The organism is Prosthecobacter sp. (assembly GCF_044236155.1).
GTDB lineage: Bacteria > Verrucomicrobiota > Verrucomicrobiia > Verrucomicrobiales > Verrucomicrobiaceae > Prosthecobacter.
The window spans coordinates 18,421-39,290 of the sequence record NZ_JBIIHA010000023.1; the positions used below are offsets into that span (position 1 = coordinate 18,421).

The following is a 20,870-nucleotide window of genomic DNA, read 5'->3' on the forward strand; positions in this document are numbered from 1 at the left end:
TGATTCCTGAATCAAATTACTTCCAGGACGCTTTGAAGTCGTCGAGGGCGGACTTGAGACCTTCTTCGACCTTGTCGAGGGCCTTCTCATTGGCGAGCTGGCCCATGAGCTCGGCTTTGCGGGTGGTGAGGTAGTCTTCGAGCTTGGCCTGGAATTCCTTCACGCGATCGACGGCGACGCTGTCGAAGTAGCCCTTCTGCATCGCGTAAAGCGTGCTGACCATGATGGGCAGGCTCTTCGGCTGATACTGCTGCTGCTTGAAGAGTTCCACGATGCGGGCACCGCGGTCGAGCTTGGCTTTCGTGCCGGCGTCGAGGTCAGAACCGAACTGGGCGAAGGCGGCGAGCTCGCGGAACTGGGCGAGGTCGAGCTTCGTGGTGCCGGAGACCTTCTTGATGGCCTTCGTCTGCGCGGCGGAACCCACGCGGGAGACGGAAAGACCGACGGAGATGGCGGGGCGGATGCCTTGGTAGAAAAGGTCGGTTTCGAGGAAGATCTGGCCGTCGGTGATGGAGATCACGTTCGTCGGGATGTAGGCGGACACGTCGCCGGCCTGCGTCTCGATGATCGGCAGAGCGGTCATGGAACCGCCGCCGTAGTTTTCGCTGACGCGGCAGGAGCGCTCGAGGAGACGGGAGTGGAGATAGAACACGTCACCCGGATAGGCTTCACGACCGGAGGGGCGCTTCAGGATGAGGGACACCTGGCGGTAGGCGACGGCCTGCTTGGAAAGGTCATCAAAGACGATGAGCACGTCCTGGCCCTGATCCATGAACCACTCACCGATGGCGCAACCGGCATACGGAGCGAGGTATTGATTCACCGCGGAGTCGGAGGCGGAGGCGGAGACGATGGTGGTGTATTCCATCGCACCGGCGTCTTCGAGGGTCTTCACGACGCGGGCAATGTTGGACTGCTTCTGGCCGATGGCGACGTAGATGCAGTAGAGGGGCTTGTGGCCCTGGAGCTTGCCCTGCTCGGCGGCTTTGTTTTGCTGCGCCTGGGAAATGATGGTGTCCACGGCGATGGTGGTCTTGCCGGTGGAGCGGTCACCGATGATCAACTCACGCTGACCACGGCCAATCGGGATCATGGCGTCGATGGCCATGATGCCGGTCTGCACGGGGACGGAGACGGATTTACGGGCGATGATGCCAGGAGCGAGCTTTTCGACGGGATACTGGGTTTCACCTTTGATCTCGCCTTTGCCGTCGATGGCCTGACCGAGAGCGTTCACGACGCGGCCGAGGAGGCTCTTGCCGACGGGCACGGAGAGGAGGCGGCCGGTGGTCTTGACTTCATCGCCTGCCTTGACGTTTTCACCGGAGCCGAGAAGCACGCAGCCCACTTCGGTTTCTTCGAGGTTCAGGGCGAGGCCATAGACGCCGCCGGGGAACTCGATCATCTCATTGAGCATGACATCGCTGAGGCCTTCAATCTTGGCGGCGCCGTCGCCGATTTCACGGACGATGCCCACATTGGACTTCGTGACGGCGGTCTTGAGGCCGGCAATTTGGGATTCGATCTCTTGAAGGATGTTGCTCATGGTTTTGCGGGGTAAAAGCGAGGGCGGATGAAAATGACGAATTTAGAATGGCGAGTGACGAATCTTAGGCGGCCAAGGAGGCGGCGAGGCTCTCCAATCGAGCCTTCACGCTGCCGTCCCACACGTCGGAGCCGACTTTGACGCGGATGCCGCCGAGGAGCTCGGGGTTCACGCTGAAGTCGAGGGTGAGCTCGCGACCGTATTTCTTGGAAAGGCTGGCCTGGAGCTCGGTTCGTGTGGCGGGGGCCAAAGCGGAGGCGCTTTCGACCTGCGCACGCTGGCGGTTCACCTCATTCGAAACAAGACGAGCAAAAGCATCAAGGATACCCATGAAGCCACGCGGCTTGCTCTGAGCGACGCTGCTCACCACTTTGCGCACGCGGGCCTCGTCGAGCTTTCCGTCCACCATGCAGGCGCGGAAGAGCTGGCGGGAGGAGCGGCGGGCTTCTTTGGAGATTTTCATGGCGCGTGTCGCAGTTCTCGGTTCGCGGTGTCCGGATTAAGCCGAGACCTGGGCGGCGGTTTCCTGGTTGATGCGGGTCTGGTCATCGTTGTTGAGGACCTTGCCGGTGACGCGGCTGGTGGCGTCAGAAACCATGCGGCCGAACTCGCGCTTCAACTGGGACATGAGCTGCTCTTTTTCGAGCTCAGCAGCCTCACGGGCCTTGGAAATGATGGTGTTGGCTGAAGCCACGGCTTCCTGCTGACGGCGCTCCTGGAGAGCCTTCGAGGCTTCGTCAGCCTCCTTAATGCGACGGGCTGCATCAGCCTCCGCCTTATCAATGATGGCTTGGGAGTTCTTTGCTGCCTCAGCAGCATCCTTGGCGATCTTTTCCAGCTTCGCTTCACCATCGGCGATGCGCTGACGACGCTGCTCCAGCATGCCAAGAATAGGGCCGAAGGCGTATTTCTTTAAAATGGTGAAAACGACCCAGAAGATGATGACCTGGGCGATGAACTTGCCCCACGCGAGTCCGAACTTTTCAACAATGGCGTCAACCTTGCCTGCTGCGATGATGATAGGCGTGGCAGAGATCATAAGCGGAATAAGGAGAACTAAAGGAGTGGGAGAAGTGAGGGGAAAGGAGGAGAAGCGGCGGGCTGCCGTGGGCAACCCGCCGCGAAACGGTCGATTAGAAACCGCCGAGGTAGGCGATGATGCCAAGACCTTCAGCGAGGGCCATGGCGATAATGCCAAGGGTCAGGATGTTGCCGAAAGCGCCGGGATTGCGGCCAACGGCTTCCACAGCCTTGGAGCCAACCATACCCACGCCAAGAGCAGCACCGGCGCCGCCGATTGCCATGGTGAGGTTTCCAGTAACGCCGCCAGTGGCAGCGGCAGCGCCTTCAGCGGCCATCGAGATGAGTTCCATTGTCATAGTGTTGTGTCTATTGGTGTGTGTCATTTCGCCAGCGTCCACACTTTGCGCATGGTCCCGCAGGCAAATTCAGAGATTAATGATGACCATCCTCCTCATGACCGTGGTCATCGTGAGTGGTCGAAAGCTGGATGTAAACCGTGCAGAGCAGGGTGAAAACGATGGCCTGGAGCAGGCCAACCAACAACTCCATGAAGTAAAAGGGCAGGGGGAGAGCGATGCTGCCCAAGAAGCTCAGCACGGGGCCCTGACCTGCCAGCAGGTCGCTCATCGTGTGCAGCACATTCTCTCCGGCGAAAATGTTACCGAAGAGACGTATGGAGAGCGTCACTGGTCGGATCATGATCGAGACAATTTCAATCACGCCGACGAAAAGGAAGACCGCTGCCACCGCGACACCCATGACGCCCTTAAGGCCGCCCTTCGGGCCGAAGGTGTGAACCAAGAAACCCCACACGCCTACTTCTTTAATTGTCAGGAACAGCCACACGAGGAAGGCTGACACGGAGATGCCAATGGTGGCGTTCAAGTCGGCTGTCGGTGGGCGGAGGAGCGGATCGTCAGCAGCCTTCACAGATAGAAGACCGGTACTCTCACCCCAGCCAATGGTGCCGACACCCGGAAGCAGGCCAAACCAGTTGGACACGAGGATGTAGATAAAAAGAGTGCCGAGAAGCGGAAAGGCCAGCTTGGCCTGCTTTTCACCCACGATGCCCACCACGCGGTCATAAAGGAACTCAACGATGAACTCGAACAAGTTCTGCGCCTTGTGTGGGACCAGCGTCATGTTCTTGGTGGCCTTGCGGGAAAACCAGAGAACCAAGGTGAGCACGACCAGCGCCACCAAAACCGAGTTCGTCACGAAGCCAAGCTTTCCGTTCTTCTCGAACAGCTCCGAGGCATAACTGTGCACGTTGGCGAGCAACGGCGAGAAAGAGGCTGGTTGAGAAAGGTTGAACGACATGATTGGTAGCGTCTGCCCGGGAGGTAAAGACTAGAGCCCGGCAGGAATAAGCGGGACGTGTTTTTAGCCAACGGCACGGAGGGTCGCAAGCCCTATTTGTGAAAAATTTCACAAGGTCATTCAAAGGGGTTTGGGGCGCTTAAAAATGCACCTCCCTTCACCGCGGATGTGACGCTTGCTCGACAGAGCCAGCAGCCCATGCAAGGCTTGCGCGAATGCTGAAAATCATCCGCACATGGACGCTCCTGCTCGCCCTCGTTCCTGGCTTACTGCCAGCGGCGACGAAGTCGAAGTCGCGTGCAGCTTCCGCCTACGGCAAGCCGAACGTGCTGTTTATCATCGCGGACGATCTGCGTGACTACGTTGGCTGGATGGGCGGCCATCCGCAGTCGGTGACGCCCAACATGGACCGCCTGTCAAAGAAGGGCATGCGCTTCACGAACGCGCATTGCAATTACGCCCTGTGCAATCCATCCCGCACCAGCCTGCTCACCGGAATGCTGCCATCGTCGAGTGGTGTCTTTGGCAACGAACAGGACTGGCGGCGCAGCGTGCAGATCGCGGGCAAGCCGACGCTGCCTGAGCATTTCAAAGCGCAAGGTTATCTCACAGTGGCGGCGGGGAAGATTTTCCACGCGAACCATGGCGGTCCGGAAGGTCGTCTCACGGGCTGGCACGGTGGCAGGCGTGGATTTGAGCAGGACGCAGCCTGGGATCAGCGCTTTCCGAGCGTCGGCGTGCAGATCCCGGACCTCCCCATCCACACCGGGCAGAACTTCAACGGCCTCAACATTTGGCATTGGGACTGGGGTGGCATTCAAGTCGAGGATGAGAAGACTGATGACGGCCAGATTGCCGCCTTCGCGGCTGAATTCCTTTCTCAAAAGCAAAAGAAGCCGTTCTTCCTCGCCCTCGGCCTCTACCGGCCGCATTCCCCATGGTATGTGCCGCAGAAATACTTCGACGCGCTGCCATTGGACTCGATCAAACTGCCGGAGGTGAAGGCAGATGATCTCGACGATGTACCCGCCATCGCGAAGTCGCACCTCAAGGATGGCCATCATCAGAAGATCGTCGAAAAGAACCTCTGGAAGGCCGCCGTGCGCGCCTATCTCGCGAACGTGGCCTTTTGCGATGCGATGCTAGGCCGAATCCTCGAGGCCGTGGAGAAAGGCCCGAACGCGAAGAACACCATCATCGTCTTCACGTCCGATCATGGCTGGTATCTCGGCGAGAAGCAGATGTGGCACAAAGGCAAGCTCTGGGAGCCGACCACGCGTGTTCCGCTCACGATTTACGCTCCCGGAGCCACCAAACCGGATACCGCGTCGGCGCAGCCCGTGGCCTTGATTGATTTGTATCCCACGCTTTGCGATCTTGTGAAGTTGCCGAAGCCGGAACACCTCGACGGCGCGAGCTTGAAGCCCTTGTTGCTCGATCCGACGGCGAAACGCGAGAAGCCCGCCATCATCTGTATGAGCGGCGGCAAAAACGCCGGCTACGCGGCCCGTGACGAGCGCTGGCGCTACATTCGTTATGCTGACGGCGGCGAGGAGCTTTACGATCATCAAAGTGATCCCAACGAATGGACCAATCTTGCCGCCAAACCTGATCTTGTGCCGGAAAAGGTACGCCTGGCCGCCTTTTTCCCGGCGGAGTTCAAAAGCGCTGTGCGTCCGGTCTCGGAAATGGTGAAACCCGCCAGTCCGTCCGGCTCGGTGGACCTCATGTTGAGCATCGGCGACGAAATCAGCGCCGGGGAGGCTCCCAAACTACAGGGCAGGGGTGTTTTCATCGACGCTGTGTTCGACTTCGATCCGCTGGTGGACCAGGACAGCACCTTGCTGGCCCAGGGGGACGCGCAATCCGGCTACGCGCTGCATCTCGTTGCCGCAAAGCCAACCCTGACTGTTTTCGTGGATGGAAAAGCGGCCGAGGTCACCGGTGCTGCGCTCGAAAAGGGACGTGTGAACATCCGGGCGCTGGTTGATGGCGGCGGCGCCCTCTCCATTGCCGTGCCTGGTCACAGCGAGGTCATCGGCGTGGCTCCTTTTGAAGCAGGTTTTCCGCACGAGCCGAAATCCGGCATCGCCGTCGGTCAGAGTTTCGGCATCTTGAAGGCTGCGAACTATCCCAACAGCACGCCGTTTGACGGCCAGGTTCATCGTTTGAATCTCACCGTGCTCTCCCCTCACATCCCCACTCCAACCGCGAAACCATAATGCGCGCCCGCATCATCAAAGACTTCCGCTTCGAGGCCGCCCAGACGCTGCCAAACCTGCCCTGTGAGCACAAGTGCACCAAGATGCACGGCCACTCCTTCAAGCTGGAGATCGCCATCGAGGGCGAGGTCAATCCGCACATTGGCTGGGTCTATGACCACGCCGAAATCTCGAAGGCCATGAAACCGATCATGGAGCAGCTCGATCATTCCTACCTCAATGAGATCGAGGGCCTCGAAAACCCCACCATCGAGAACATGTGCGCCTGGCTGTGGAAAAAGCTCGCGCCCCAGCTTCCCGGCCTCTGCGAGATCGTGCTGCACGAGACGCCAAACGCCCGCTGCATCTTCCGCGGCGAATTCTGAGCGTCGGCTCTCGTTGTTTCAGCGTTCTGGCCGGGATCATGAGCGGCTGGGTTTGCAGGACCTGGCTTGAGTCGCCCGAGGGCTGAAAAAGACTGCGTTTCGGGGCAAAATTTCCTTTGCTCGCCCCCCCATCTTGCTAGTCTGAAAACGCCTTCATCGAGCACGTTTCCGGTAGCGGTTTTTGGACGGATTCAGTCGATGGAACATCCCGCCAGAACAGACTCATGTCAGACGACAACAACGACCTCCACAGCACCACTCATGTAGCCGCCAACCAGGCTTACGGTGCCGAACAAATCCAGCATCTCGAAGGCCTCAAGGCCGTCCGCCTCCGCCCGGGCATGTACATCGGCGATCCCGATGAGCGCGGCCTGCATCACTGTGTGTTTGAGGTGGTGGACAACTCCATCGACGAGCATCTCGCGGGCAATTGCAAAAACGTCAGCGTCACGATCCACAGCGACGGCTCGCTCAGCGTCGAGGACGACGGCCGCGGCATTCCGGTCGAGATGCATGCGAAGGGCATCCCCACGGTCGAGCTGGTGCTGACGAACCTGCACGCGGGCGGCAAGTTCGGCGATGGCGCGTATGAATTCTCCGGCGGTCTGCACGGCGTCGGCGCGAAGTGCGTGAACGCGCTCTCCGACTGGTTCAAGTGCGAGGTTTATCGCGATGGCAAAATCCACGCCATCGGCTTCGAGCGCGGCATCACCACCGAGCCGCTCACGGTGCTCGGCGACCTTGAGGATCCGAAGCGCACCGGCACGAAGATCACCTTTTTCCCGGACGCGACGATCTTCACGATCACCACGACGTTCAACTTTGACCGTCTGCTTGTGCGCCTGCGTGAGCTGGCCTTCCTCAATCCCGGCATCAACATCACTGTCACCGATGAGCGCGTGACGCCGGCTCGCACGGAGACGCTGCTCTACACCGAGGGTGTGAAGCAGTTCGTGCGCGAGATGGGTGCTGACAAGGACAAGGTGCATCCTGAGCCGATCGCGCTGGCCGGTCGCCGTGAGATCATGATCGACGACAAGCCGAAGTTCATCCTGGTGGACTGCGTGCTTCAATACAACAAGGGGCTCAGCGAGCAGACACTGTGCTTTGCCAATGCGATCCCGAATCCCGACGGCGGCACCCATTACAGCGGCCTCAAGACCGCTCTCACCAAGGCGGTGAAGCAGTACATCAATGCGAATCCGAAGGCGTTTAAAGAAAAGCTGCCGGACATTGAGGGTGATGACTGCCGCGAAGGTCTGATCTGCGTTTTGAGTGTCAAACTGCCGAATCCGCGCTTCAACTCGCAGACGAAGGTGAAGCTCGTGAACGGCGAGGTTGAAGGTGTGGTGAACTCCGTCGTCTATGAGGGCCTGCTGCGTTACTTTGACGAGAATCCCGACACCGCAGTCGAGGTCATCAAAAACATCATCATAGCCGCGAAGTCACGCGAAGCGGCCCGCAAGGCCCGTGAAGCGATCCGCAAGGACGCGATGAGCAGCGGTGGCCTGCCGGGCAAGCTGGCCGACTGTTCCGAGCGTGATCCGGCGAAGACCGAGTTGTTCATTGTCGAGGGTGACTCCGCCGGTGGCTCTGCGAAGATGGGCCGCAACCGTCACAATCAGGCGATCCTGCCGCTCCGTGGTAAATTGATCAACACGGAGAAAGCGCGTCTCGAAAAGGTGCTCCAGAACAAGGAAATCCAGACGATGATCACCGCGATAGGCACCGGCATCGGTGGCGACAGCGAAGTGGAAGGCTCCTTCAACATCGAGAAGCTCCGCTACCACAAAATCGTCATCATGACCGACGCCGACGTGGACGGCAGCCACATCCGCACGCTGCTGCTCACGTTCTTCTTCCGCCAGATGCCGGAGCTCGTGAAGCGCGGCCACATCTATGTCGCCCAGCCGCCGCTGTATCAGGTGACGCGCAAAAAGCGCGAGGAATATGTGCAGAGCGACGCCGAGATGGACGCCATCCTGCTCGAACTCGGCTCCGGCGAAATCAGCCTCCGGAACATGAGTGACGGCAGCAAGATCGAAGCCGACCGCCTCAAGGCGATTCTCGATCTGCTCGTGCCTCTGGCCAAGTTTGCCGACATCATCCGTCGTCACGGCGGTGATTTTGAGAGTTATCTCCAGGCACGTGATGAAGCGACGGGCAATCTGCCGCATTACCTGGTCATGATCCGTGAAGGCAATGAAGAGCAGGTGCTCTACTTCCTCGGCAACGAACAGCTCGCTGCTTTTGCCCGCGAAAACAACGATCTGCATCTTTTTGCCAAGCCCGACGCGCCGACGGATGCGAACGGCAACGGCACCACGCCGAAGACGACACGCCGTGCCCGCCTGATCGAGATTCACGAGGCTCATGGCATGAAACGCCGCTTCCAGCAACTCGACGAACTTGGTTTGCATGTTGATCACTTCAGCAGCCAGGACAAGCCGCTGTTCGAGATCGTCGAAGGTGATGGTGACAACGCCAAGGTGCATCCTGTGTTCAGCATCCCGGGCATCCTCGACAAAGTCATGGAGATCGGTAAACGCGGCATGGAGATCAAGCGATTCAAAGGTCTGGGTGAAATGAACGCCAAGCAGTTGTTCGAGACAACCATGGACCCGAACAAGCGCACCCTGCTCCAGATCAAGCTCGACGAGAGCAATGCCCACGAGGCAGAACGCATCTTCACGATCCTCATGGGAGACGTGGTCGAGCCCCGCAAGCACTTCATCGAAGAGAATGCGCTCAATGTGCGCAACCTGGATGTCTAGTCCGCTCACATCCGAACCCGTTCATTCAACGCTTTACCGTTTCCTTCGATGCAAGAGCCCAACACACGTCCGATTTCAGTCGCTGATGAGGTCAAAAACTCGTTCCTCGACTACTCCATGTCCGTCATCATCTCACGTGCCTTGCCGGACGTGCGTGATGGACTGAAGCCCTCCCAGCGCCGCATCCTCTATGCGATGCATGAGCTGTCGCTGTATCCCCCGAAGAAGCACATGAAGTGCGCGAAGATCGCGGGTGACACCTCCGGTAACTACCATCCGCACGGTGAGGCGGTGATTTATCCGACGCTGGTGCACATGGGGCAGCCGTGGGCCATGCGCGAGCCGTTGATTGATCCGCAGGGGAACTTCGGGTCTGTGGAAGGCGATCCTCCGGCTGCCATGCGTTACACGGAGGCGCGCATGACGCACCTCGGCGGCACTTTGATGTCCGACATGGACAAGGAGACCGTCGATTTCGTCCCGAACTACGACGAGCGTCTCACCGAGCCGACTGTCTTCCCGGCGGCGTTCCCGAATCTCATCGTCAATGGCGGCACCGGCATTGCCGTGGGCATGGCCACAAACATGCCGCCGCACAATCTGGGCGAGGTCGTCGATGCGGTGTGCGCGCAGGTGGACAATCCCGCGATCACCTGCGGCGAACTGATGCAGTTCATCCAGGGGCCGGATTTCCCGACCGGCTGCGTGATTCAGGGCACCAGTGGCATCCGCGAATACATGGAAACCGGTCATGGGGCCGTCCGAATCCGCGGCCAGGCGGAGGTCGTCGAGAACGGCAACCGCGAGCAGATCATCATCACCGAGATTCCGTTCAACGTGAACCGTGCGGAGCTGGTGAAGCGCATCGCCGAGCTCGCCAATGAGAAGATCATCACCGAGATCAGCAGCGTTCGTGATGAATCCGACGAAAACACCCGCGTTGTCATCGACCTGAAGCGCGACGCGCGCTCACAGGTCGTGCTGAACAATCTCTACAAGCACACCGCGCTGGAGACGAGCTTTTCCATCCACATGCTGGCCATCGACGGCGGGAAGCCGCGCGTGCTCAGCATGAAGGACGCGATCGCGTGCTACATCGAGCATCGCCGCGAGGTCATCATCCGCCGCACGCGTTATTTGCTCAAACAAGCAGAGCAGAAGGCGGAGAAGATGGAGGCGCAGCTCCTGGCGCTCGGTCATCTCGACGACTTCATCAGGATCATCCGTGACAGCCGCACGCGTGACGACGCACGGGCCCAGTTGAAGGCCTACAACTTCAGCGTCAGCACCGCCGAGCAGCTTGGCATCCTTATTCGCGGCCAGGCCAGCATTCAGGGCGATCGCTATGTCTTCACCGACAAGCAGGTCGATGACATCCTCGAACTGCGCCTCTACCAGCTCGTCGGACTCGAGCGTGACAAGATCAAGGCCGACTACGACGAGATCCTCACCAGCATCCGCGATTTGATGGACATCCTCGCCCGCGAGATCCGCGTGTTGCAGATCATCAAGGACGAGCTGCAGGCCATCAAGGCCAAGCACGCCACGCCGCGCTTCACCCGCATCGAGGCGGCGGAGGGCGAGATTCAGAGCATCGACCTTATCCCGAACGAGCCGACGGTCGTCACCATGACACATCTCGGCAGCATCAAACGCACGCCCACCGCCGAATACCGCGTGCAGGGCCGTGGCGGCAAAGGCCTCAAAGGCATGGAGACTCGCGAAGCGCAGAGCGAGGAGGAGGCCGCCGACTTCGTCGAGCACCTTTTCAGCGCGCACCTGCACGACTTCCTGCTCTTCTTCACGAATACAGGCCGCATGTATGTGGAGCGTGTATATCAGATTCCCGAGGCACCGCGCACCGGGAAAGGTCGCAGCATCAAAAACCTGCTCAACCTGCGCTCGGAGGAGAAAATCGCCAGCGTTCTCATCCTCAAGGCACAGGGCGCGGAAGACGAAGCCATGTGGGCCGCCGACAAGTATGTGCTGTTCGCCACGAAGGACGGCACGGTGAAGAAGACCGCGCTCGAAGAGTTCAAAAACTACCGCAAGGACGGCATCATCGCCATCAAGCTCGACGAAGGCAATGACCTCGTTGATTGCGTGCTCACCGACGGCAACAAGGAAATCTGCCTCGTCACGCATGAGGGCATGTGCGCCCGCTTCCATGAGACGGGGGATGATCCCGAGTCCCCGAACCTTCGTCCGATCGGCCGCGCCACCGCCGGTGTTCGCGGCATCACCCTGGATGATGGTGACTTCCTCGTGAGCTGTCTCACGAATGAACCTGGAGCCATGCTCCTCGTCGTGAGCGAGAACGGCCTCGGCAAGCGCACCGCCTTCGACGAATACCGTCTCCTCACCAATCGCGGCGGCAAAGGTGTCACCACGATGAACGTCACCGAGAAAACTGGCAAAGTCGTCGCCGCCAAGGCGGTGCATGACAAGGACGAGCTCATGCTCATGACCACCAAAGGCCAGAGCGTGCGCATCCGCGTCTGTGACATCCGCGAGACCGGCCGCAACGCCCAGGGCGTCAAGCTCATGGGCCTCAACGAAGGCGAAAGCATTCAGGACGTCGCCACGGTGGTCGCCGAGGATGCGGAGCCGGAGGTCGAGGCCGCTGAGAATGCCGCGGCTGATGCTGCGCCGGGAACGACACCTGAAGCGACTCCACCGGAAGGTGAAGCATGATTTGAGGTATGAAGTGGTTTGTGGTGGCGTTTCGATGTCCGCCATGATCCGATCATTCCTATTGTTGATTGCGTTTTGCCTTTCGGCGCAAGTCGCGTCGTCGAAGCCGAACTTTGTCATCTTTCTCGCCGATGATCTCGGCTATTCCGATCTCGGTTGCTATGGCAGCGAGATCGCGACGCCGAATCTGGACAAGCTGGCGGCGGGCGGGCTGCGGTTCACGCAGTTTTACAATACGGCGCGGTGCTGGCCGACACGAAGCGTGCTGATGACGGGGCATTATGCGCAGCAGATCGGGATGGATCCGCAATACGGCAGATTTCCGGCCTGGGTGCGCACGTTGCCACAGCGGCTCTCGGCACTGGGCTACCGCAGCTATCACTCGGGCAAGTGGCATGTGGGCAATACGCCGAAGGTGGTGAAGGACGCGGGCTTCACGCATTCCTACCATGTGGCGCAGCAGGACAATCACTTTCATCCGAAGAGGCACGAGCTGGATGATGTGCCACAGCCGGAACCGAAGGGGCCGTGGTATTCGAGCATCGCGATCGCGGATCATGCGATCGACTTTTTGAATGAGCATGCACAGCAGCATGCGGAGAAGCCGTTCTTCAGTTACATCGCCTTCACCGCGCCGCATTTCCCGATCCAGGCGCTGCCGGAGGACATCGCGAAATACAAAGACACGTATCTCAAAGGCTGGCCGACGACGCGGGCGGCGAGATTTGAGCGGCAGAAGCAGCTGGGGCTCGTCTCGACGACACTTTCCGATCCTGAGCCACAAATCACAGCCCCAAGTGGCAAGGAGAGTGATCTGGCAATCCTCGGGCCGGGTGAAACGCGGCATGCGGTGCCGTGGGAGAGCCTCAGCGAGGAGCAGAAGCAGTTTCAGGCGATGAAGCAGGCGATTCATGCGGCGATGATCGACCGCATGGATCGTGAGATCGGTCGCGTGCTGGAGCAGTTGAAGACGATGAATGCCTTCGAGGACACGCTGATCCTGTTTCTCTCCGACAATGGCGCGAGCGCGGAGGTGATGGTGCGCGGCCTGGGGCATAACAAAGCCGCGCCGATGGGCGCGGCGGAGAGTTATCTCTGTCTTGGTCCAGGCGGATCGACGGTGTCGAACACGCCGTTTCGTCGTCACAAGATCTGGGTGCACGAAGGCGGCATCAGCACGCCGTTCATCGCACATTGGCCGCAGGGCATCACCGCGAAGGGGGAACTGCGTCACTCACCTGCGCATGTGATTGATGTGGTGCCGACACTGCTCGCGCTAGCGGGTGATGCGAAGCCGGCGATGCCGGAGAATGCGCCGCCGTTTCCTGGGCGTAGCTTGGTGCCGGCGTTTGCGAAGGATGAGACGATCAGCCGTGATTTCCTGTTCTGGCATCACTCTGGCAACCGTGCCTTGCGTGAAGGCGACTGGAAGATCGTCAGCGCCGCCGACAACGGCGATGCGTGGGAACTCTACAACCTTAGCAACGACCGGGCCGAGTCGAACAACCTCGCCGCGAAGGAACCCGAGCTCCTGAAGGCGATGGCGGCACGCTGGGAGAAGCTGGAGGCGGAGTTTGTCGCGCAAGCGGGGCCGAAGCCTGCTGGAAACGCCAAGAAGAAAGGGAAGAGCAAGGCGAAGGCGGACGATTGAGCCGAATCACTTGATGCCGCCGATCTTGCAGCCCTGAGCTTCGTGCTGCGGCGAGGGAACTGGTTTGCCAGCAAGGATGGCGTCAAGGGCATCGCGCAGATCCTTGGTGGTCGCGGCACGCTGGCGCTTGGTGGGGCCGAGGTAGAGGTCGTTGATGCGGCCTTTGTAGAGGGTTTCGGCTTTCGGTGAGAGCACGACGGCCTCGGGCGTGATTTTGGCCTGCACCTGCTTCGCGAGAGTCTGCTGCTTGTCGATCAGCACGGTGGCGTTGACATCGTTGAGGATGGCATGCTCCAGCGCGACCTCCTTGGTGATCTCGGAATCGGAATGCACGAGATAAACGACGACGCGGTCACCGTAGTCGGCAGCGATCTGGTTGATCTCCTTCATGAACGGCCGCGTGGTGGAGCAAAACGGCGACACGAAGAACAGCACGACGGCCTTCTTGTCGCCTGCGCCGGCAGGATCGTAGGTCTTGCCGTCGGTGGCGGGCAGCTCGAGCGCGGAGGCGATGCGGGTGAGCAGCAGCAGGACGCAAAGCAGGTGCTTCATGGCCTTATTGCAGTTGGGCGACGGCCGCGTCGAGCGAGGCGGTGTCTTTGATCGTGATGACCTTCACGGCCTTGTCGATCTTGCCCATGAGACCGGCGAGGGTGGCGTCGGGGCCGAGTTCGATAAAGAGCGTGTGACCGGCGGCGATGAGATGCTGCATGCTTTCGACCCAGCGAACGCTGCCGGTGACCTGGCTGGTGAGCGTGGCGCGAATTTCCTCGGGTGTGGAGACGGGGCGGGCTTCGAAGTTGCAGACGACAGGCGCCTTGGGGCTCTGGATCGGCGCGCTGGCGAGCACGGCGGCGAGTTTGTCCTGCGCGGACTTCATCAAGCGGCTGTGATAAGCACCGGCGACGGGCAGGGGAATGGCGCGCTTGATGCCTTTGTCCTTCGATTTGGCCGCGGCGGCGGCGATGCCTTCGGCGCTGCCGCTGAGGACGATCTGTCCGGGAGCGTTCAGGTTGGCGACATCGACATCGCATTCTGCGGCGAGTTCGCGGATGGCGGATTCTTCACCCCCGAGGAGAGCGAGCATGGCCCCTTTGGTGTTTTCGCAGGCTTCCTCCATGAAGCTGCCGCGTTGGAAGACGAGATTGAGGCCGGTGGCGAAGTCGAAGGTGCCTGCGGCGGCATGCGCGGTGAATTCACCGAGGGAAAGACCGGCGGTGGCGGCGATTTCGAGCGAGGGGACCTTGGATTTGAGCACTTCGAGCAGGGCGAGTCCCTGGGCGTAAAGCGCGGGCTGGCAGCGGCTGGTTTTGGTGAGCTCCTCCATCGGGCCTTCGAACATGACGTTCGTGAGCGAGTAGCCGAGGGCGGCATCCGCCTGGTCAAAGAGGGCGCGGGCTGCGGGATAGGCTTCGGCGATGTCTTTGCCCATGCCGACTTTTTGCGCGCCTTGACCGGCGAAGAGGAGAACTGCTTTCATGCTGGATGCTAGATGGTGGTTGCTGGATGGTGGTTGCTGGATGGTGGTTGCTGGATGACTGGATGGGATTGAGCACGGTCAGTGTGGCTGTGCAAGTGCTTGCAAGGCGTGGGCTTGCTGGAGGACGGCGGTTTCAAGAAGCTCGGGGCCGCGTCGCATGGCTTCGGCGAGGGGCATGTCTGCGGGTTTGATGGCGCAGAGGAGATCAAAGCGGGTGCGAAGCTGGTCTTCGGCCTCAATGGCTCCGGCGAAGGCTGCGACGGGTTTGCCGAGCTCGCGGGCCATGTCGGCGACGCCCATGGGGCCTTTGCCGTGGAGGGTTTGGGCATCGAGACGGCCTTCACCGGTGATGACGAGGTCGGCGGCGGCGATGCGGTCACGCAGATGAACGAGATCGGCGATGAGATCGAACCCGCTGGTGAGTTTGGCCCCGCAGAAGCTCATGAGGCCGAATCCGAGCCCCCCGGCGGCTCCAGCGCCGGGAACGTCGCGGTGATCGACGCTGAGATCACGCCGCACGATATCGGCGAGTTGTTGGAGGCGTGATTCGAAGAACTCGAAGTCTTTGACGCCTTTCTGAGGGCCATAGACGCGGGTGCAGCCGTGCGGGCCGAGCAGGGGATTGTTCACATCGCAGGCGACGAGGATTTCAGGCGGCATCCACAGGTCGGGGCATTCGATTTTTGCCAACCGGTCCATGTTTTGAATGACCGGCGTCAGCGGCGCACCTTTCGCATCCAGAAAGCGGAAACCGAGCGCCGCAGCCATGCCGACGCCGGCATCATTCGTGGCACTGCCACCGATGCCGATGACGATGCGGCTCACGCCGCGCTCGATGGCTTCCAGGAGCATCAAACCAGTGCCGGAGGTGCTTGCGGTGGCAGGATCGAGCGGAAGATCGCTGACCATGGCCAGGCCGGACGCGGCGCTCATTTCCATGATGGCTTCGAGGTTGCCAGCATCCCGGGCGAGGCCGTAACGAGCCGTGACAGGGCGGTTTTGGGCGTCGAAGGTGGCGGTTTCACACCATTTCCCGTTCATGGCGGCGATGACTGCTTCGGCGGTGCCTTCGCCGCCGTCAGCGATGGGGCAGGAATCGCAATCGATGCCAGGGATGGCCTGCTGGAGGGCGGATTCGATGGCTTTGGCAGCCACGGTGGCCGGGATGGAGCCTTTGAACTTGTCGATGGCGATGAGTATGCGCATGCGCGTCGCATGATGGCGAGTGCTGGCTCACTGCCAAGCCGGGGTGCGTTTTGAATCGCCAAGCGTGGGCACGGAGGTGTCAGGGAGATGTAAAAAAGCCCGGATAAGCCTTGCTTTGAGGAGGTCCTTATTATTAAATTTATAATAGTTATGTCTGTAGCCAGTTTGGCAGAGGTCGGGACGCCCCTGACTGTTCCCAGTCAGGACCGTTGTGCGAGCAGCGGTCCTGCTGCTGCTGTGCCGAATTCAAACCGTTTTGAGCTGGAGCAGCAGGAGCTGAACCTGCGCAATGCTCGGATGGGGGCGTGGTTCGTGATGATCCTCGTGCCGCTGTGCTGCTTCCTAGACTGGATGGCCTACCCTGAGCGCTTCTGGCAGTTCCTGGTGCTGCGTCTTGCCTGCGCGGCGAGCTGCGTGCCGCTGCTGCTGGCTTTGAACGGTTCGCTGGGCCGGAAGTACTGCCGGGCTTATCCCGTGGTGCTGCCGCTGCTGCCGGCGGTGATGATCTGTTTCATGATCTATCTCAGCGGTGATCCAGGCTCGGGATATTACGCGGGGCTGACGCTGTGCATCGTGGCCACGGCGTTTGTGTTCCACTGGACGTTTCGGGAGATCGGACTCACGCTCGGGCTGGTGCTGCTGGCATATCTGGCGGCCACGCTGCCGAATCTGCGCACCAGCGACGACCCGCGCGCGCTGGGCATCTTCGTGAACAACACGGGCTTCATCCTGCTGAACTGCGTGGTTCTCTACTTCGGCAGCCGTCAGCATCATGCGATCCGGCTGCGTGAGTTCGCCAGCCGCTGCAAGGTGGAGGACCAGCGCGAGGAACTGGCGGCGCGGAACGACGAACTGACCGAGACGCTGAACCGACTGCGCGAAACCGAGGCCCAGCTCGCGCAGAGCGAGAAGCTCGCCTCCATCGGCCGTCTCGGCGCGGGCATTGTGCATGAGATCAACAACCCGCTGAACTACGTGAAGTCCGCGGTCTATCTGCTCAAGAAGAAGGGCAAAACACTGCCTCCTGAGATCGCGGAGTCGTTCAACAGCATCGCCGCCGACATCGGTGAGGGGATCGACCGTGTGGCGGCCATCGTGTCCGACCTGCGCACCTTCGCGCATCCTGAGAATCGCGGCTTGCGGCCCATCGACCTGCATGAAACCTCCCGTAAGGCACTTCGGCTGCTGGTGAAGGAGATCAGCGACCGTGGCGTGGCTTTGGTGGACGAGATTCCCGCAGGAACCATCGTTCAGGGCGACGAAAATCATCTGATTCAGATCCTGCTCAACCTTGTGCAAAACAGCATGGACGCGCTGGCAGGCTGTCAGCAGGCGACGATCCTCGTGAAGGCCGTCGAAACTGCGACGGGCGTGGATTTGATCGTGCGGGACAACGGCACCGGCATTCCGAAGGAGAACCTATCAAAGATCTTTGATCCCTTTTTCACCACGAAACAAGTCGGGCAGGGCATGGGCCTCGGCCTGAGCATTTGTTTTCGCCTGATCCAGCAGATGGGCGGAGAGGTGAGGATCGACACGGAGGAGGGCAGCCATACCCAGTTCACGATCAGCCTCAAAAAACCTGAAAACGCCTGAAACTCATGCCCGGTACGCCGCTATCGCCATATCACATTCTCTACGTCGATGACGAGGAGAAGGCGCTGCATTACTTCAAGGAGATCTTTGGCGACGAATACACGATCCACCTCGCAAACAACGCGATGGACGGCTACCGCATCCTGCAGCAGCACGGACCGCAGATCGGCCTGCTGCTCACCGACCAGCGCATGCCCGGCGCGAGCGGCGTGGAGCTGATGGAGCATGCGCGAAAGCTCAACCCGAACCTCGTGCGCATCCTCGTGACCGCTTACACCGATTATCAGGCGGCGGTGGACGCGGTGAACTCCGGCCGCTGCTTCCGCTATTTGCACAAGCCGTGGAATCCCGAGGAGCTGGAAGCCGTCATCAAGCACGCGCTGGATTACTATCACGCGCTGGTCGAGCGCGAGCGCCTGTTGGTCGAGAAGGCGGACACGGTGCGGCACATGCTCTCCGCGGACAAAATCTCCGGCCTTGGCATCCTGGCGGAAGGTTTGAATCATCACCTGCGCAACGCGCTGACCGTCGTGCGTGCGTTCATCGACCTGGCGCCCATGAAACTCATGGAGGAGACCGGCGGCGCGCATCCGCGCGATCCCTCGTTCTGGATCGATGTGCAAAATCAAGCCCAGGCGCAGCTTGAGCGCATCCAGCTCCTGCTGGCACGGCTGGCCGAGGGATCCCATGCCAAGCAGCTCGAGCGCAACGAGGAATGCACGCTCAACGGTGTGCTTGATGAGATGATCACCATGTTCGCCACCTCCTTGCAGGCGAAAAACCTCAACGTCGATGTCGAACTGGCTCCTGACATCCCGGCCTTCAAGGTGGACGGCAGCCGTTTCCGCCAGATGTGGCGTCTCATCTTCATGGAGGAGGTCACGCACCTGAGCTCCGGTGACAGCATTCAAATCAGCGCCAAGGTGAAACGCGACGCCACAGGTCGCGAGCATCTCGTCATGTATGTGCGCGACACCGGCGCGTGGGAGGACAAGGACAAGCCCGCCAATCTCTTCGACCCCTTCTACACACGCAGCCGCAAGCCGGATGACTTTGGCGTGAACATGATGGCCTGTTATGTGACGATGCACCTACACGGCGGCACCGCCGAGGCACGCCACCTGGAGCCTCGTGGCCTGGAGCTCAAGCTCACCATGCCTCTGCATCCCGTCGTCGAAATCAGGAGGGAAGAGGACTTTTTCCGCCAGTTGCTCCAGCACGAGCAACGCTGGAGGCAGCGCGAGGAGATGGTGGCGGCATGAAAAAAGGCGGACCGTGTTTGCGGCCCGCCTTTCTCGAATCAGATGCTGTGAGAACCTGAATTACTTGGCCTCCGGTGTCTTGGCACCTTCTTTGAAGCAGTAGAGGTGCGTGTGGGTCGTCACATAGAGGGCGCCGTTGGCGGCGACAACGCTGCTGAGAAGCGGGGAGGGGAATTCGATCGTCTTGATCTCCTTGAGCTCCTTGCCTTCGGCCAGGATGAAGAGCTCGCCTTCCTCGTTGCCGATCCAGACCTTGCCGTCAGCGACGACGGGACTGGCCCATATGTGGCCCTTGGTGTCGAACTTCCAGTATTCTTTGCCAGTCTTGGCGTCGAGGCAGAACACGCGGCCGGTGTAGTCGGCGGCATAGACAAGGCCGTCCTTCACCGCGGGAGTGGAGATGGTGCGCTCGATGCCTTTGAAGGTCCAAACGGCCTTCCCTGAGATGTCACCGCTCATTTTCGGGTCGATGCAGCTGAGGCAGCCGACGCCTTCGCCGTGCTCGGGGTCCTGGCCGATGGGCACATAGATCAGGCCATCGGCGATGGTGGGAGTGGCGATGATCTCGCTGGGGCCGTCGTATTCGACGTACTTGATCGGTTCCCCGGCGGAGTTTTTGCGGTACTCGGGCGGATTGGCGTCGTAGCGCCAGTGTTCGACGAGGATGTCGAGATCGTCAGCGTTCTTCTTGGTCTCGGGGGCCATGGAATAGACCCAGCCGTCACCTGCGGCGAAGATGACCTGCTTTTTGCCGCCGATCTCCAAATAGTTCGGGGAGGACCAGGAGCAGTGCAGCACACGTTCGGAGGCCACATGATCCTGCTCGCCGAGCAGGGTGCCGTCCTCGGCGTTCAGCATGATGAAACTCGGCGAGTTCGGGGCGGGGATGTTGGTGTGTGTCCAATCCACGCCGTTGCAGGTAGGGACGAAAACCTTGCCGTCCACGACGAGGGGATAGCCGGCGGTGGCGTTGTGCTGGAAGACGCCGAGCTCCTTGTACATGTCGTAAACCCACAGGATGTCCGCGTCGGTGTCTCCCGGCGGAATGGGGGCGGTGGGCTTGCCATCTTTGTCGAGCGGAGCCATGAACGCGGCTTCGTCCTGCATGCCCTGATTGCCGTTGGCGAGTCCATTGACGTCAAAGCAAATGATCTGGCAGCGGTTGCCGGGCACATAACCTTTGTCGCCGATGATGGTGGGGCTGGCGCAGATGCCGAGGTATTCCCAGTCATTCACCTTGCCGGTGCCCATCTTAGGGGAGACGAGCTGCCACTGGAATTTGCCAGTGTACTCATCGAAGACCATCACGACTCCGCGGTCACCGATGTGCTTCTCATTGCGCGGCGACTCATTGTTGGTGCCGACATAGACCTTGCCATTGGCGATCATGGGCGTGCCATAGGTCTGGGAACCGAGCTTGGCGACCCACAGGCAGTTTTTGGTGGTGCTCATGTCGATGTCCTCGGCACCAGGACCTTTGTTAGCCTCCTGCGCGTCTGGACGAAGACGGCCGGCAATCTTCGGCGCGGCCTTGGGGCCGTATTTTTTGCCGGGATCGAAGTCGATGGGCAGTCCTTTTTCATCGGACACCATGTTGCGCGTGTTGCCGCCACCCCACTGGGAGTAGTCAGCAGCCTTGAGCGAAGCCGCGGCTGCGAGTGCCAGGGCAAGGATGGGGGTGAGTTTGGTGGTCATGTTGTTGGAAAAGCAGGGGTGAGGGAATAGGGGCGC

General features: G+C 60.3%; 16 protein-coding genes. 7 read left to right on the forward strand and 9 right to left on the reverse strand.

The genetic code is table 11. The features are described from left to right. Positions 1 to 16: 16 nt before the first annotated feature. From atpA to atpB, 5 genes are all read right to left on the reverse strand, one after another. Positions 17 to 1,546, reverse strand: coding sequence for a F0F1 ATP synthase subunit alpha (gene atpA, locus ACILSE_RS17510; RefSeq protein WP_395718716.1), 1,530 nt, complete (start codon positions 1,544 to 1,546; stop codon positions 17 to 19). A 64-nt stretch (positions 1,547 to 1,610) separates the two neighbouring features. After that, positions 1,611 to 2,009 (reverse strand): ATP synthase F1 subunit delta, encoded by a 399-nt coding sequence (gene atpH / locus ACILSE_RS17515; RefSeq protein WP_395718717.1) that lies wholly within the window; start codon positions 2,007 to 2,009, stop codon positions 1,611 to 1,613. A 36-nt stretch (positions 2,010 to 2,045) separates the two neighbouring features. Continuing rightward, on the reverse strand, positions 2,046 to 2,585 hold the full coding sequence (locus tag ACILSE_RS17520) for an ATP synthase F0 subunit B (RefSeq protein WP_395718718.1): 540 nt from the start codon (positions 2,583 to 2,585) through the stop codon (positions 2,046 to 2,048). Positions 2,586 to 2,679: 94 nt separating this feature from the next. Then, positions 2,680 to 2,925 (reverse strand): ATPase, encoded by a 246-nt coding sequence (locus ACILSE_RS17525; protein ID WP_395718719.1) that lies wholly within the window; start codon positions 2,923 to 2,925, stop codon positions 2,680 to 2,682. A 76-nt stretch (positions 2,926 to 3,001) separates the two neighbouring features. Further along, on the reverse strand, positions 3,002 to 3,889 hold the full coding sequence (atpB, locus tag ACILSE_RS17530) for a F0F1 ATP synthase subunit A (protein ID WP_395718720.1): 888 nt from the start codon (positions 3,887 to 3,889) through the stop codon (positions 3,002 to 3,004). 215 nt (positions 3,890 to 4,104) lie between these two features. On the opposite strand from atpB, the gene ACILSE_RS17535 reads away from it, so the two are divergent. The 5 genes from ACILSE_RS17535 to ACILSE_RS17555 all read left to right on the forward strand — a co-directional run bounded on the left by ACILSE_RS17535 (position 4,105) and on the right by ACILSE_RS17555 (position 13,595). Next, a complete protein-coding gene (locus tag ACILSE_RS17535; RefSeq protein WP_395718721.1) occupies positions 4,105 to 6,111 on the forward strand; it encodes a sulfatase in 2,007 nt (668 codons plus the stop codon). Continuing rightward, complete coding sequence (gene queD / locus ACILSE_RS17540; RefSeq protein ID WP_395718722.1) at positions 6,111 to 6,476, forward strand: 6-carboxytetrahydropterin synthase QueD; 366 nt, start codon at positions 6,111 to 6,113, stop codon at positions 6,474 to 6,476. Before ACILSE_RS17535 ends, queD begins: the two co-directional genes overlap by 1 nt. Positions 6,477 to 6,700: 224 nt before the next feature. Then, entirely contained in the window at positions 6,701 to 9,250 is a 2,550-nt protein-coding gene (locus ACILSE_RS17545; RefSeq protein WP_395718723.1) for a DNA gyrase subunit B, read from the forward strand. Positions 9,251 to 9,298: 48 nt separating this feature from the next. Further along, positions 9,299 to 11,944, forward strand: coding sequence for a DNA gyrase subunit A (gene gyrA / locus ACILSE_RS17550; protein ID WP_395718724.1), 2,646 nt, complete (start codon positions 9,299 to 9,301; stop codon positions 11,942 to 11,944). A 43-nt stretch (positions 11,945 to 11,987) separates the two neighbouring features. After that, positions 11,988 to 13,595, forward strand: coding sequence for an arylsulfatase (locus ACILSE_RS17555; protein WP_395718725.1), 1,608 nt, complete (start codon positions 11,988 to 11,990; stop codon positions 13,593 to 13,595). A gap of 6 nt (positions 13,596 to 13,601) precedes the next feature. Here the strand turns inward: ACILSE_RS17555 and ACILSE_RS17560 are convergent, their stop codons facing one another. From ACILSE_RS17560 to ACILSE_RS17570, 3 genes are all read right to left on the reverse strand, one after another. After that, a complete protein-coding gene (locus ACILSE_RS17560; protein WP_395718726.1) occupies positions 13,602 to 14,147 on the reverse strand; it encodes a redoxin family protein in 546 nt (181 codons plus the stop codon). Between the two features lie 4 nt (positions 14,148 to 14,151). After that, on the reverse strand, positions 14,152 to 15,075 hold the full coding sequence (gene fabD / locus ACILSE_RS17565; protein ID WP_395718727.1) for an ACP S-malonyltransferase: 924 nt from the start codon (positions 15,073 to 15,075) through the stop codon (positions 14,152 to 14,154). A 78-nt stretch (positions 15,076 to 15,153) separates the two neighbouring features. Continuing rightward, on the reverse strand, positions 15,154 to 16,281 hold the full coding sequence (locus ACILSE_RS17570; protein ID WP_395718728.1) for a glycerate kinase: 1,128 nt from the start codon (positions 16,279 to 16,281) through the stop codon (positions 15,154 to 15,156). A gap of 237 nt (positions 16,282 to 16,518) precedes the next feature. On the opposite strand from ACILSE_RS17570, the gene ACILSE_RS17575 reads away from it, so the two are divergent. Together ACILSE_RS17575 and ACILSE_RS17580 are read left to right on the forward strand one after the other, a co-directional pair. Then, positions 16,519 to 17,877 carry a sensor histidine kinase gene (locus ACILSE_RS17575; RefSeq protein WP_395718729.1) on the forward strand — a complete coding sequence of 453 codons (1,359 nt, stop codon included), beginning with the start codon at positions 16,519 to 16,521 and terminating at the stop codon, positions 17,875 to 17,877. Positions 17,878 to 17,882: 5 nt separating this feature from the next. Next, complete coding sequence (locus ACILSE_RS17580) at positions 17,883 to 19,139, forward strand: response regulator (RefSeq protein WP_395718730.1); 1,257 nt, start codon at positions 17,883 to 17,885, stop codon at positions 19,137 to 19,139. Between the two features lie 60 nt (positions 19,140 to 19,199). Here the strand turns inward: ACILSE_RS17580 and ACILSE_RS17585 are convergent, their stop codons facing one another. Next, a complete protein-coding gene (locus tag ACILSE_RS17585) occupies positions 19,200 to 20,834 on the reverse strand; it encodes a PQQ-binding-like beta-propeller repeat protein (RefSeq protein ID WP_395718731.1) in 1,635 nt (544 codons plus the stop codon). Positions 20,835 to 20,870 lie beyond the last annotated feature (36 nt).